This window comes from Microbulbifer sp. ABM4_008, from assembly GCF_056311705.1.
Window position 1 is genome coordinate 562,819 of sequence record NZ_CM149970.1, and the last position, 13,297, is coordinate 576,115.

14 protein-coding genes are annotated in these 13,297 nt (G+C 49.7%); 4 read left to right on the top strand and 10 right to left on the bottom strand.

Annotated features, from left to right (window positions below; genetic code table 11):
- Positions 1-40: 40 nt before the first annotated feature.
- From ACYX4J_RS02400 to ACYX4J_RS02410, 3 genes are all read right to left on the bottom strand, one after another.
- Positions 41-2,401 carry an autotransporter family protein gene (locus ACYX4J_RS02400; RefSeq protein WP_476177797.1) on the bottom strand — a complete coding sequence of 787 codons (2,361 nt, stop codon included), beginning with the start codon at positions 2,399-2,401 and terminating at the stop codon, positions 41-43.
- Between the two features lie 152 nt (positions 2,402-2,553).
- Positions 2,554-3,348: an OmpW/AlkL family protein gene (locus ACYX4J_RS02405; RefSeq protein ID WP_444896092.1), complete on the bottom strand. Its 795-nt coding sequence runs from the start codon at positions 3,346-3,348 to the stop codon at positions 2,554-2,556.
- Positions 3,349-3,641: 293 nt separating this feature from the next.
- Complete coding sequence (locus tag ACYX4J_RS02410; RefSeq protein ID WP_476177798.1) at positions 3,642-4,571, bottom strand: LysR family transcriptional regulator; 930 nt, start codon at positions 4,569-4,571, stop codon at positions 3,642-3,644.
- A gap of 113 nt (positions 4,572-4,684) precedes the next feature.
- Between ACYX4J_RS02410 and ACYX4J_RS02415 the strand changes: the two genes are divergently transcribed.
- Genes ACYX4J_RS02415 through ACYX4J_RS02430 form a run of 4 tightly spaced genes read left to right on the top strand, consistent with a single transcriptional unit; the run spans position 4,685 to position 7,446 of the window.
- Positions 4,685-4,903: a hypothetical protein gene (locus ACYX4J_RS02415; RefSeq protein WP_476177799.1), complete on the top strand. Its 219-nt coding sequence runs from the start codon at positions 4,685-4,687 to the stop codon at positions 4,901-4,903.
- 2 nt (positions 4,904-4,905) lie between these two features.
- Positions 4,906-5,835: a sodium-dependent bicarbonate transport family permease gene (locus tag ACYX4J_RS02420; protein WP_476177800.1), complete on the top strand. Its 930-nt coding sequence runs from the start codon at positions 4,906-4,908 to the stop codon at positions 5,833-5,835.
- Positions 5,836-5,841: 6 nt separating this feature from the next.
- On the top strand, positions 5,842-6,333 hold the full coding sequence (gene purE / locus ACYX4J_RS02425; protein ID WP_282931253.1) for a 5-(carboxyamino)imidazole ribonucleotide mutase: 492 nt from the start codon (positions 5,842-5,844) through the stop codon (positions 6,331-6,333).
- A gap of 12 nt (positions 6,334-6,345) precedes the next feature.
- Positions 6,346-7,446 (top strand): 5-(carboxyamino)imidazole ribonucleotide synthase, encoded by a 1,101-nt coding sequence (locus ACYX4J_RS02430; protein ID WP_444896095.1) that lies wholly within the window; start codon positions 6,346-6,348, stop codon positions 7,444-7,446.
- Between the two features lie 3 nt (positions 7,447-7,449).
- Here the strand turns inward: ACYX4J_RS02430 and mnhG are convergent, their stop codons facing one another.
- Genes mnhG through mbhE form a run of 7 tightly spaced genes read right to left on the bottom strand, consistent with a single transcriptional unit; the run spans position 7,450 to position 13,193 of the window.
- Positions 7,450-7,794 (bottom strand): monovalent cation/H(+) antiporter subunit G, encoded by a 345-nt coding sequence (gene mnhG / locus ACYX4J_RS02435; protein WP_413663319.1) that lies wholly within the window; start codon positions 7,792-7,794, stop codon positions 7,450-7,452.
- The gene (locus ACYX4J_RS02440) at positions 7,784-8,119 is read right to left on the bottom strand and encodes a cation:proton antiporter (RefSeq protein WP_413663318.1); all 336 of its coding nucleotides are present in this window, start codon (positions 8,117-8,119) and stop codon (positions 7,784-7,786) included. Before ACYX4J_RS02440 ends, mnhG begins: the two co-directional genes overlap by 11 nt.
- Positions 8,119-8,592 carry a Na+/H+ antiporter subunit E gene (locus tag ACYX4J_RS02445; RefSeq protein WP_413663317.1) on the bottom strand — a complete coding sequence of 158 codons (474 nt, stop codon included), beginning with the start codon at positions 8,590-8,592 and terminating at the stop codon, positions 8,119-8,121. Before ACYX4J_RS02445 ends, ACYX4J_RS02440 begins: the two co-directional genes overlap by 1 nt.
- Before the next feature lie 21 nt (positions 8,593-8,613).
- Positions 8,614-10,119, bottom strand: coding sequence for a Na+/H+ antiporter subunit D (locus ACYX4J_RS02450; RefSeq protein WP_445361126.1), 1,506 nt, complete (start codon positions 10,117-10,119; stop codon positions 8,614-8,616).
- Positions 10,116-10,490 carry a Na+/H+ antiporter subunit C gene (locus ACYX4J_RS02455; protein ID WP_444907269.1) on the bottom strand — a complete coding sequence of 125 codons (375 nt, stop codon included), beginning with the start codon at positions 10,488-10,490 and terminating at the stop codon, positions 10,116-10,118. Before ACYX4J_RS02455 ends, ACYX4J_RS02450 begins: the two co-directional genes overlap by 4 nt.
- Before the next feature lies 1 nt (position 10,491).
- On the bottom strand, positions 10,492-10,911 hold the full coding sequence (locus tag ACYX4J_RS02460) for a Na+/H+ antiporter subunit B (protein WP_444915528.1): 420 nt from the start codon (positions 10,909-10,911) through the stop codon (positions 10,492-10,494).
- Positions 10,908-13,193 (bottom strand): hydrogen gas-evolving membrane-bound hydrogenase subunit E, encoded by a 2,286-nt coding sequence (gene mbhE, locus ACYX4J_RS02465; RefSeq protein WP_476177801.1) that lies wholly within the window; start codon positions 13,191-13,193, stop codon positions 10,908-10,910. The genes ACYX4J_RS02460 and mbhE overlap by 4 nt, the downstream gene beginning before the upstream one ends.
- Positions 13,194-13,297: the final 104 nt, after the last annotated feature.

Consider the following 13,297-nt stretch of genomic DNA (forward strand, 5'->3'; position numbering starts at 1 on the left):
TCTAAGGTTGATATTTGGCTTTCAGTTTAATCTCAAATTGCTACCACTTATAACGAAATCCTAATTCCAGGCCTCCGGAAAAACTATTCCCCAGGTTTTCCAAACTGCTGCTGTAATAAATTTCTGAATAGATAGAGCAGTGATCACCGCACTCATCGTAGCTTGCGCCCAAGCGCAATTCACCGTACCAGGTATCAGGTTTTTGACTGAGTCGGGTTTCCGATACGAGTAAATTAGTTCTCTGGTCGATATTGTAAATAAGGCTCGGAGTTGCGAACAGAGAGAACCTTTCCAGGGGAATTGAGCCATACATATTGCGACTACTCTTACGTTGGCTCTTGCGCTTTTCAAAGATGGTTCCCAAGCGTAAGAGGAAGCCATTGTTATTGATATCTGTGGCTTGTACGGCATAGATATCCTGCAAGTTGTTGGCTTCCTCCGAGGTGTAAATCAATTGCGCATGGGGTGTCCAGGAATAGTAATCATGCAGTTTAAAACTCTTTCCACCCTCGATAGACAAGGCATAACCAAATGCTTCATCGCTATTATTGAGTTCGCGCAGTGATTTGGCATCCATTTCAAAGTCAAACCAATTTAGCTTAAGTTGACTATCAATAAAAATGCCATCCAATCCATACCAGGTGACAAATGCGCTGACGCCGTAGTTACTCGCATCGATTGAGCCATCACCAAAAAATGAACTCACATCGTTATTTGAATCGCCGTAGTGCAAAGCGGCGCTGCCAATAAGTTGGCTTCCAAATACGGAGACTTGTATTGGTAAATCAAAGCCCAATTGTACTTGATAGTAAGTCTGTTTCCAGTTTGCACGGGTACTGGACTCACTGGGATCAAGGGTAATATGTCGGGCAGAGTTCCTGATCCAAAGTCCACGATTATCAATTGCCTGCTCTTGTGCATCGCTATACTCGCTACTGGCCAAGTCCAAATAGCTTGTACCTACCCAATAGCGATTGCCCAGGCGGCTGCGCAGTGAAGAGGGAATGTTGAGTGTTCTGAGAATTTGCGGGAGGGCTTCGTAGAGTACTGCAGTAGGTTGCCAGCGGATCATTCCGCCTTCAGGAAATACTGAAGAGTTATCCACAGTTGAACGCAAATACCAGCTGCCATCATCACTTCCTCCTGCGCCGTTCTGGTGCAATGTGTAAGCATAGGCTCCACCTATCACTGCCTGCTGATCATCTTTACTGACAAAGTCTCCTGCCAGAGTGAATTGTGCATTTGATTCGCCTTTGACGGAAACCACCTTAATACCATTGCCCTCTGTCCGCTTTCCTTTACCTGAGCGGTTAAAGACAGAGATAGTGGTGGTGCCAGAGCTGTCTCCTTCCACAATTAGTTGATCGCTCTGTGAAAAATCATCTTCAAGGACGGCGTCTACCCATAGGCGCCCATTATTAGAGCGGTATTGCCCATAATTTCCATTATCGTCTTTGGCTATGGTGAGGGTGTTGAACCTATTGTTGGATAGATCAATGGTTCCACTATTGGATACATCTCCTGAAATTACATAACTGTCGCTATCAAAAAATGCCTGTCCACCCCAGCGAATATCCAGGCCGAGGGAATTTCCTTCCGAATCGAGACCTCCTCCGACAGCTAAACTCCCAGTGAATGTCATTTTGGAGCTACCCCAGATAACCACTCTTTCCCAATTGTTTAGAAGAGTCCCGTCAACGGAGTAATCCAATTTAAATATTAAATTGTCGACTTCACCATCATTTGCACTGAGATCATCACCACCATCCAGTATGACGTCTCCATCGAAAGAGTGTGAATCTATCAGTAGGGTGTCTGATCCGGAGCCGCCTCGAATTTCGTTACTGATGCCCTCATCCCAATAGATATAGTCATCGCCGTTTCCGCCATCCAGGTAGTTAAAAATGAACCCTCCATCCAAGGTGATGGTATCGTTTCCTTCTCCTCCCCAGACGTGAAAGGACAGCCCATCGAGTAGAATCAGGGTGTCATCTCCATCGCCTCCATGAATGCCTCCTCCCCCGAGATAATTCCCTACATCACTGGATCGCTCGTCGAGAGTTATCGTATCGTTGCCAGCGCCACCGTCGGCAAATAAGGTAACAATTCCTCCCGTGATAGTAATTTCGTCATCTCCCTCTCCCGCAAGTACATTTTCCGCCGTTCCACCGTTAAGAATGATGGTATCGTTGCCGGCATAAGTTTCTATGTCCGCACCATCGGGGTCATTGTCTTCGTCACAGGTGATTTCATCTGCGGCAGTGGTGCCACTATTGCCGGGGGTACATTGTGCTAGAGAGTGGCGGCTAAAAATAAGCAGTGCAGAAACCGTCATAATGAGTAGGAATATTTTTACGAATCCTACAGAAGAAAGCTGGAAACCAGTTTTTTGGGGAGACACAGTTATTCCTTTATATTGTGCCAGATAGTTGTAATATCGATTAAGTTTTTAGCGGCGAAGTTATAGTTGGGGACAACGCAGCTCGAGTATGACTTAACTTCAAATTTTAAGAGTATTCGCTGTCGCCCAACTGTATGAAATTTCTCCGATAACTAAAATTTAATACCCACCCCGAAATTTATGATCCAGGGGTTGTAGTCAAAATGGGCATAGAGGCGATCCCTGCCCAATTCAGTTGGGAAGTCGATAGTGGCATCGGTGTCTGCCAGGTAATAAATCGCGGATGCGTTAAGTAGTAGAGGATATCTCCAGTCGCGGAAATCAAAGATATAATCCAGGCCGGCTTGCAGCCCCCAATCCCACGAGTGCCCCATATTAAATGATCCCGGTGCGACCGAGAGCTCTGAATCTATCAGGTATTCGTTAAACTGGCGGCTGATTTCAACGGTGTGGAAATTGGTGTAATTGATTCCTGCACCGATATAGGGGCGAGCGCGATAGGATGGATCTAAGAAGTACCAGTTGCCGAAAACCATTGTCGTTGTAGTGCTAAAGTCGCCGAGCTGGATTTGGTTTCGCCCAGGGTTGCCGGTGAAATTATCCAGTTTTGTACCATAGCTGGCGCCATTAATATGCATTAATTCTATGCCCCAGCGATCGCTGGGCCGCCACACTCCCGATATTTGCCATGCATGGGTCGAGTCGATTTGCCAACTGCTGTTGTATAAATCCCATTGCTGTAAAACTCTGTATTTAAGCGCTGTGCCCTCATCGTTTGGCTGGACATAAGTCAGGCCAAAACGAACAATAAATTCACCCCATTCGATATCACGCCAATCATCCTGGGCATGGGTCGATAGTGCTGAGAGAGTGAAAAGTAGAGTAATAATTCCTTTATTAATTCCTTTTGCGGTCATCTCGATATCCATCTCTGAAAATCCGGACACAGGCAAAACAGCTTATCTGCCATAGGTGGCTTTGGTTGATAATTATTGGCAGTGCATGGGCCAAGTACCCCAAAAAGTAGCAGGACTGAAAAAGGCCGCAGGGAATTTTTCAAAATTTGAGGCCTAAATTATCTAGCCCGGTTTACAGGGAGAAGGGAATTTATAAGGAGAGAAAGAATAATGCGCTTGGTGCCTTTGGGGGTATAGGTGTCTATTCGGGTTTACAGGGAAATTTCCACTGTGAGTCTTGGGTGCAGTGTATTCTTTCCCTCTTTTCCAATGATAAGGCTGGGCTACGGGAGATTACCCAGGGGCACTTTTTCCAGATTGCGGGCGTACTCCAGGAACTTCTGTGCTGCTGGTGATAGCGGACGTGATTTGCGTCGAGCCAAATACCAGTGGGTGACAATAGGAAGCTCTTCGACATCGAGAATCGATAAACCTGCACGCCCGCCAAATGCCAGGGTATGTTCCGATAATATTGAGACCCCCAGGCCGGACATAACCGCATGCTTAATGGCCTCATTGCTCTCAATGGTCATACGGAGCTTGAGGTCTACATTGCGTTTGCGCAGGAACTGTTCAATGGCATGGCGTGTACCTGAGCCTTCTTCCCGATGCAGGAACTGGCAGTCTGCAAATTCTTGCAGGGAGATTTTCTTGCGGGTGGCCAGTGGGTGGTTTTCCGGTGCTATCGCCAGTAAGCGGTTGGGTAGAAACTCCACCAGCTCCAGGTCTTGGCTTTTTGGGGGGTGGCTGAAAACGTAGAAATCATCTTCATCCTCACCAGTGTAATCAATAATCTGTTGGCGATTGCCCACCCTGAAGTGGATATCCAGTCGCGGATGCTGCTGATAAAACTCCCCGATCAGGTGAGGGATAAAGTATTTGGCGGTGGTCACTACTGCCAGCTGTAGGCTGCCGGTATCCAACCCTCGCAATTGGGCCAGTTTCAGGTCCAGATACTCGTAACTCTTCAGGATCTCCCTGGCACTTTCTACCAGGGCTTGCCCGGCCTCCGTAAATTGCAGTTGCCTGCCCACCGAGTAATACAGAGGTAGACCCACCGCATCGGAAAGTTTGGCCAGCTGCATCGATACGCTTGGCTGGGTCAGGTGCAGTTTTCTGGCAGCGGCGCTGATATTGCCCAACTCGTAGACACAGAGCAGGATCTCCAATTGTCGAACGGTTCCAATGCGGGCATGGGCACGAGTTAGGGGCACAAAATCACCTGTATAGGTTTTGGTTTATAGTTTACATAATAAATATCTATTTTTATCTATCAATAGCAATTCCGATAATGCGTCAATTTCAATAACCAGTGGGGGCATTATCAATGCAGAGATCACAACTCTTCTTTGGCGTGGTTGTCGGCTTGTTAGTTTTATGCACAGGCTTGTCAATAAACCTTGCCGGTATGAAAGGGGTTCCCTTGATGGCTGTGGGCCTAATGGTGGTTCTGGCCAATGCTATTTACTGGCTGATGGCGCAGCAAACTCCGAAACGCATACGGATCTCCAATAATCGCTCCAGACAGCGCCGGGGACAGCGATAGAGATGCAGTTGGATATTGTTGTTGGTTTCTTTCTGCTGGGCGCCTTTGCCCAGCTGGTTCGCAGTGACCTGCGTTTACCCAAAGGTCTTTACCAGAGCTGCGTTATCTTCCTGCTAATCGCCATCGGCCTAAAAGGTGGTGCTGCTTTAAGTGCGTATTCCGCTGCCACCCTGGTTCCCCAGTCCCTGGCGGTGGTGGTTTTTGGTGCTCTGTTACCTCTGGTGGCTTTCCCTATCTTGCGCTGGATTGGCAAGTGGTCACGTGTGGATGCGGCGGCAACGGCGGCGCACTATGGGTCTGTCAGTGTTGCCACCTACGCGGTGGCTGTGGCCCTGCTACAGTCACAGAATATTGAATACGAAGCGTATTTCCCTCTGTTTGTAGCACTTCTTGAAGTCCCGGCAATCATTGTCGGCATGCTGTTGGCGCGGCAATCGATGGGCAGTTTGAGCAAGCGCCGGGTGTTTCACGAGGTCACCTGCAACCAGGGAGTACTGTTGCTCCTGGGGGGAATCGTTATCGGAGCCTGGGCTGGAGAGCGCACCGCTTCAGTAATGCCTTTGTTTGGGACCCTGTTTCATGGCATATTGGCGCTCTTTCTGCTGGAAATGGGGCGTGTCGCTGCGGCGCGGTTGGCCGATGTAAGAGGGCAGGGGGCTTTCCTGCTCAGCTTCGGCATTTTTATGCCGCTGATTGGAGGTGCCGCTGGCGGTATCTTGGGGAGTTTGTTGGGTTTGTCGCCTGGTGGTATCTTTCTGCTCGCGGTGCTCGGTAGCAGTGCCTCTTATATCGCTGTGCCTGCGGCTATGTCCGTTGCCCTGCCGCAGGCCAATGCTAGTGTGTCCATCACTTTGTCCCTGGCAGTTACCTTTCCTTTCAATGTGCTGGTGGCGATTCCCGTCTATCTGGCGCTCGTTCAATATTGGAGTTAATCGCAAGTGAAGCCGATTCCCTTTGAAAAAGTCACTATCGTAATGGGTTCCCGCTCAGATTGGGCCACCATGAGCAACGCGACTAAGCCTCTGGAAGAGCTCGAAGTTCCCTTTGCTACTGCTGTGGTTTCGGCCCACAGAACTCCCCAGCGCATGGTTGAATTTGCCAGCCGTGCCCACGAATCCGGTACCGAGGTGATTATTGCCGGCGCCGGCGGCTCCGCCCACCTGCCGGGTATGATCGCTGCTTTGACTCCCCTGCCTGTGATCGCAGTGCCGGTTGAGAGCCGTTTTATGACGGGTATGGACAGCTTGTTATCCATTGTGCAGATGCCTCGCGGTGTGGCGGTAGCAACCCAGGCGGTCGGTGCTTCCGGTGCCTACAATGCAGGTTTGATGGCTGCGCAGATGTTGTCTTTGGCTGATGCGGAATTGCAGAAGCGCCTGATCGCCTGGCGTGAGCGTCAGACCGAGCAAGTCCCGATCACGGTTGAGTGATAGGAGATCGTTGTGAGTAAGAGACGAGTTGCCATTATTGGCTGTGGGCAGTTGGCACAGATGATGGCTCAAGAGGGGCAGCCCCTCGGAGTGGAGTTCAGTTTCCTGGCTGAGACCGGTGAAAATACCGACTGTGTGAAGGGACTGGGGACTATCGTGGAGATGGAACCGGGACAGGACCCTGAGGCCTTGTATCAGGCATTGGGACGCCCGGAAGTGATCACCAGTGAGAGAGAGCAAGTGAGTGTGGACTTGCTGCGCTCATTTCAGCCCTTCTGTCCGGTATATCCGGACCCGCATATTACAGAGAAGGCCCAGCACCGCTTGCGTGAGAAGCGAGCACTCACAGACGCTGGACTGCCTGTTGCACCTTTCGCAGCAGCACAGGGTGAAAAAGAGCTGCGGGAAGCGGTCGACCAACTGGGATATCCGGCGTTTATTAAGAGCTGTGAAAATGGCTACGACGGCAAGAACCAATGGTGTGTGAAGAGTGCTGCAGACTTGGATGCTGCCATTCCCCAAGCTGGTGATCAGGAGTGTGTGGTTGAGGCTGGGGTGAATTTCGCCTGTGAAGTCTCCATTATCGGTGCTCGTTCGGCATCCGGTGAAATCAAAGCTTATCCGCTGACGGAAAACCGCCACCGCAACGGCACCTTACTGCTGTCCACCGCTCCCTACGACAACCCGGAGCTGCTCAAGGCCGCAGAGGGTTACCTGGCGACCCTGCTGAAGGACTGGGACTATGTGGGTGTATTGGCCGTTGAGTGTTTTGTCAGTGAGAGCGGCCTGATTGTCAACGAAGTGGCACCGCGAGTTCACAACAGCGGTCATTGGACCTTTGTCGGCCCTGAGGCCAGCCAATTTGCCAATCATATCCGCGCGATACTGGATATGCCCCTGGGCGATACTGCCTGCCCGGTGCCGGTTGCGATGGTCAATATGTTGGGGGTTGATGTAGCTCCGAAGCAGGATAACGATGGTGTTTGGCTGTACGGCAAAGCACTTCGCCCTGGGCGCAAAATGGGTCATGTCATTTTACAGGACCCGGATATGGAGCACCTGCGTCAGCGCAGCGAAAGTATGATTGAAGAACTTTACGGCGAAAAGATTTAGTGCTTACTGAATATTGCGCATCGGGTTCTTGAACTTGAGTTTGTAGCCGGTACCCCGCCACATGGGAGTGCCGGCTCGATAAGCCGCCCGGGCAATCATATGGACACCAATTGGCACTGTAAGTAATAAGAATAAAATAGCGGCTATGGCCCTGGCTGTTACCTGAGCGTCGCTAAAAAGAATTGCTACGCCCGCCAGCAATAATCCGCAACACACCGTAGCCCCTTTTCCCGATGTACTCATTCGAGTGTAAAAGTCCGGCATTCGCAGCAAGCCCAAAGCGGCGCTGAACCCAAAAAAACTGCCCACCAGAATTATCAAAGCGATAAAAATTTCATCAAATGTCATCATGATCCCTATGGCTGTGGGTGACTGTGCGCGAGCCGCTTTTTTCAATAAAACGGGCAAAGGCCACACTCACTAAAAATGCGACCAGGGCCAGGGCGATGGCAGCGTCCAGATACACGGGTTGTCCCGAGGCGATTGCCAGTAGTGCACAGTAGGCTACCGCCAAAATATTGAGAACATCCAGGGCGACAACCCTGTCTGCTAAGGTGGGGCCCAAAGCGATACGCAGGAAGCACATCACCAGGGCGAGTAACAATAGAAAGGAAGCAATATTGATTGCTACTGTGACCAGTGGCGAATGAATATCGATAATTGTGAGAAACATCAGGAAACAGCCTCCTTAACCCGTTTCTCAAATCCCTCCCTAATCTCCTCGCGAAAGGTTTCTGGATCACTGACAAACATAGTATGTACGATTAAGGCATCATTGTTGGGTGTGACATCCAATACCATAGTGCCCGGTGTCAGCGAAATTAAATTAGTGAGAATAAAAATCTGGTTTCTATCGAGCCTCTCCATGGGTAGTCGTACTACCAGGGGCCGGCTTTGCAAGCGGGGCGAAAAGACTTCGTAGGCGGCACGCAGGCTGGATAAAACAAGCTCCTCGATAAAGAAAAAGAATAAATGAGCCAAACGGGGCAAGCGGGTAAAGTAAGTCTGTGCCCCGGGTAATATAGGTGAGACTCGCAGTGCCAAAAACCCGATCAGAAAACCAAAGAAAAAATTTGCCATGGAAGCATTGCCGGTCAGGGCCGACCAACTGATCGCGAGCAATAAATTTAATAGAAAAATACGCATTTCTATTTATCCATTCCAAAGTTAATGAGTGGTACCTGGTAACACGGCATTCAGGTAATCATCAGGCTCCAATAACTCTCCGGCAGCCCCCAGGGAGTATTCGATAAAAGGCTCGGGAACCAATCCCAAAGCCAAAGTGATTAATGCCAATAACGCGACTGGCAACAGTCGCTGGAAGCGCTCTGCGCCGCTGAGGCTATATAAATTTTTGCAGTGCTCCTGGGGGTGTGGCTTCCAGAATGCCTCTGCCCATATTTTACTCATTGAAAACAGGGTGAGCGCCCCGGTAATCAGTGCGACGGCAGCGACGATATAGGCGGCCTGATCGAGGCTTGCTTTGACTAATAGCAATTTTGCCCAGAACCCAGATAATGGTGGGAACCCCGCCAAGCTAAATGCGGCGATAAAAAAGAAAGTAGAGAGAAGTGGGCTGGCGCGATATAAACCACCAATTTCATTGAGCTCATAACTGCCAGTAAGGCGCTGGGCAGTACCGCTAATCAGAAATAAATTTGTCTTTGCCACAATATTGTGAACCATGTAGAACACAGATCCGGCCAATGCTAAAGGACTGTTCAGTGCTAATCCCAATACCAGGAATCCAATCTGGCTGATGATATGGAATGCAAGTATCTTGCGGAACTCGTACTGTGCTGCTGCGCCCAAAACACCCGTCAGCATGGTGAGTAATGCGGCTCCCAATAAAATATCCCGGGTGAATTCCAAATCATTGGGAAATATTAAAGTAAAGGTGCGAATTAGCGCATAGACGCCGACTTTGGTCAGAAGACCGGCAAATACAGCGGTTACAGCGACCGGTGGAACATGGTATGAAGCGGGCAACCAAAAAAAGAGTGGAAATATTGCCGCCTTAATTCCAAAAGCGCAGATAAAAATAACTGCCAATGTTGAAATCGCGACGGGATTTTGTACCTCGACCAGAGAAATATGCAGCTGCGCCATATTAAGGGTGCCTGTCAGTCCATAAAGCAACCCGATAGAGGTCAGCATCAACAGCGTGGATACTAGGTTTAATGCTACATACTTGATGCCACCGTCCAGCTGTATTTTTTCACCCCCCAGTACCAGCAGTGCGAAAGAGGCAATCAGCATCACCTCAAACCACACATACAAATTAAATAGGTCGCCGGTGATAAAGCTACCGCTAACACCGGCCAATAACAGTTGGAAGAAACTGTGAAAGCCAAGTTTTACCCGTTTCTCACTGATATCTGAAATGGCAAATAGAGAGACACACAAACCCACGATGGCACTGATCAACAGCATTACCGCGCTGAGCCGATCGGCGATCAATGTGATTCCGAAGGGAGCTTGCCAGTCTCCCATTTGCCCAGCTTGAGGGCCCTGGCTTTCTACCAGGACAAGAATATAAAGGTTAATGCAAAGGGCGGTAAGGCACCCCAATATCGAAATACCAGAGCAAAGGTATCTACGGCCTCGAGCGGGAAATGTGATTAACGCCGTGGCGATAGGGATCAGGAATGGCAGGGCCAATAACCAACTCAAGTAGTCTTCTTCCTCTTGGGTTTGACAGGCTCGGCAATACGCATGCTATCCACATCCAATGTACCCAGCTCACGGTAAGCCTGGGCGATCAGGGCCAGGGCAAAGGCCAGCAGGCCGAAGCCAATTACGATCGCAGTTAGGATCAGGGCCTGGGGTAGGGGGTTGGCAACGATAATTTGTGGGGCTTCCTGGCCCTCGGGTACCAGGGGTGGTGAGGCGCGAGTCAACCGCCCGGCGATAAAAATTGCCAGGTTGGCGGCATTGCTAATTAGTACCAAGCCAAATAGATAGTGCAAGAGATGGCGGGCAAGCATCAAATATACGCCGGTAGCAATCAGAATACCGACGACAACGGCGAGGGGAGACTCCATATCAACTGGCCTCTTCCAAAGCAAAAATGAGTGTGAGAACGGCTCCAAGTACTGTCAGGTAAACCCCAATATCAAAAAACAAAAGATTGCTGATAATGATTCCGCCATCTTCCTTGCTGCCTACTATGGCAAACCACTGTCCGGAAAAGGGACCGTCTCCCCAAAATAGAGCCATCAATCCAGATAATCCGGCGATGACAACTCCCCAGGCGGCGAGGGTCCCTGGAGGTATGCGCAGAGCACTTTGTGCCGCCTCCATACCCCAAGCCATGGCAAATAAGGCAAAAGCAGAAGCGGCAATTAATCCAGCAATAAATCCGCCTCCGGGATAATTGTGTCCACGCAACAGCATATAAATGGAGAAGACCAAGATCAGGGCTACCAACACACGGGTCGCTGTCTGTAGGATAATAGAATTCACTGCTTGCCCCGTCTTAAATGATGACCGAGTAAGGTCACCGCAGCGACAGCCGCGGTAAACACCACAATAATCTCCCCGAAAGTATCCAGGGCCCGGAAGTCCACCAGAATGACATTGACGATATTGCGCCCATGAGCCTCGGGTACAGCAGCTTCCTTGTAAAATTCACTCACTGGGCTCTCGAATGGGGTTTGCAGAACCACCAGAATGCTAATGGTAAACAAAAGGCCAACTGTGGCACCGAGCAATGCATCCCTGGGACGAAAGCCTTCCTTCTTGCCGGGAGTAAATACGGGCAGGCGTGGAAGAATCGCAGCAATTAATACCAAGTAGAGTGTTTCCACCAGAATCTGTGTAATGGCCACATCCGGTGCACCAAAGAAGAGATAAATTAGAGCGATACCCACACCGAGAGCGCCGAGAGCGCAAATGGCAGTCAGAGGTTTACGCGCAAAACCCGCAGTAAACGTACCTCCTACCGTCAGCAGTATGGCTGCCCACTCTTTTAAATTAAGTCGTGGCGCAGTGTATTCCAGTGAGAAGTGGCCGGTATGAACAAAGGCATAAAAAAGGGCCATCGAGAGCGTAACAAAAATGACTGTGAGATAACGACGCATAATTCCATTTTGCAATATGCGTGTTTGCAGTGCGGCAAAAGCTTTTAATAGTTCTAAGGATTTATCCCACAGTAGATCGGCGCTAGTTGGCGCATGGGTAAAGTCCCAGTTTAGCCAGGCACGCATACGTTTTAAATTGACATACATAATCACCCCGAGCACAAAAGTAAGAATGCTCATCAGGAGCGGAATGTTAATACCGTGCCAGAGTTTCAGGTCGATGGTTTCCGGAAGGCCAAGTATCGCTGTCAGTGCCGGTTCCACCAGTCCGCCACCGACTAAGTCCGGGGCCAAACCAAATGTGAGGCCGAAGGCGCTTAAAACTAGTGGGCTTATCCATAAACCGGGGGGTGCCCAGCGTATGCGGCTGGCATCTTTGGGGGGAGGGCCAAAGAATGGTTTGATGGCCACCATGCCGGCTACTGTCACCGTTACTGCATTGGCAAAAATTGCTGCTGTGCCCACCAGTGCGGGCTCTGAAGCTACCGCCAGTGCACCTTCATATTTAAGCTCTTTACCAATAAATCCAAGGAACGGCGGGAATCCTGCCATGGATAGGGCTGAAGCCAGTGCAGCTATAAAAGCAAAGGGCAATAATTTTGCCAGACCGTGCAGCCTGGTTAAATCCCGGGTACCTGTTTGCCGATCGATAATGCCCACCACCATAAACAGTGCGGCTTTATAAAAAGAGTGAACCAGCAAGAAAGTAATTGCAGCGGCGACGGCAGCTGAAGCATCAGAACCCAGAAACATGGTAATAGTGCCGAGGGCAATAACGGTGGTATAAGCGAGGGCCAGTTTAAGGTCTGTTTGACGCAGGGCGGCCAATGCCGCTACTGCGGCAGTGGCAATACCGGTGCAGGTTAAAATCCACTCCCAGTATTCAGTGTGAGCCAGTACCGGATGTAGGCGCGCAAGAAGGTAAATACCGGCTTTGACCATAGTGGCGGAATGTAGATATGCGCTCACAGGTGTTGGCGCCGCCATGGCATTGGGTAACCAAAAATGGAAGGGCAATTGTGCCGACTTTGAAAATGCTCCGATAAGTACCAGTATCAAGATAGGAAGATACAGTGAACTGGATTTAATTTGTTCTCCTTTTATTAACAACTCTTCAAGATCATAGCTATCGACAATCTCTCCCATTAATAGGAAAGCGGTTAGTAAGCAAAGCCCCCCTAAGGCGGTCACTAGTAAAGCCTGTAAAGCTGAGCGTCGTGCAACAGCACTGGAGTGGTTAAAGCCAATCAGGAGGTAACTTGCGACCGTCGTCACTTCCCAAAACACAAATAAAGTAATGAGATCGGATGCCAATACCAAACCCAGCATTCCGACCATAAAGAGATAGAGATAGAGGAAGAAACGCCGCAATAGTGGATTGCCGCGTAAATACGCAGCGGCGTAAATGGTGATAAAAAAGCCGATACCGCTGATTAATAAGGCAAATAAAAAGCTGAGGCCATCAATATAGAAGCGTAGGGATACGCCCAGCTCTGGAACCCAGTTAACGCCAAAGGAAAACTCTCTACCTGCGGAAATATCAGGCAGGTGAAAAAGTAGTGATAAGGCGACAATGGCCGGAGGAATCGGAGAAAGCAGGGAGATCCATCTTCCCGGCGTTTTTTTATCGCCACTGCGACTTTCCATGTCGCCTGCTGATCCCATTATTTTATCCCTGGTGACTCGATGCCTGTATACAGCAGTGATTCACTGCCAGGGTAATAGTTTAGGTGTTATTCCTGAGGTAGAGTGCTTAGGATCAAATTACT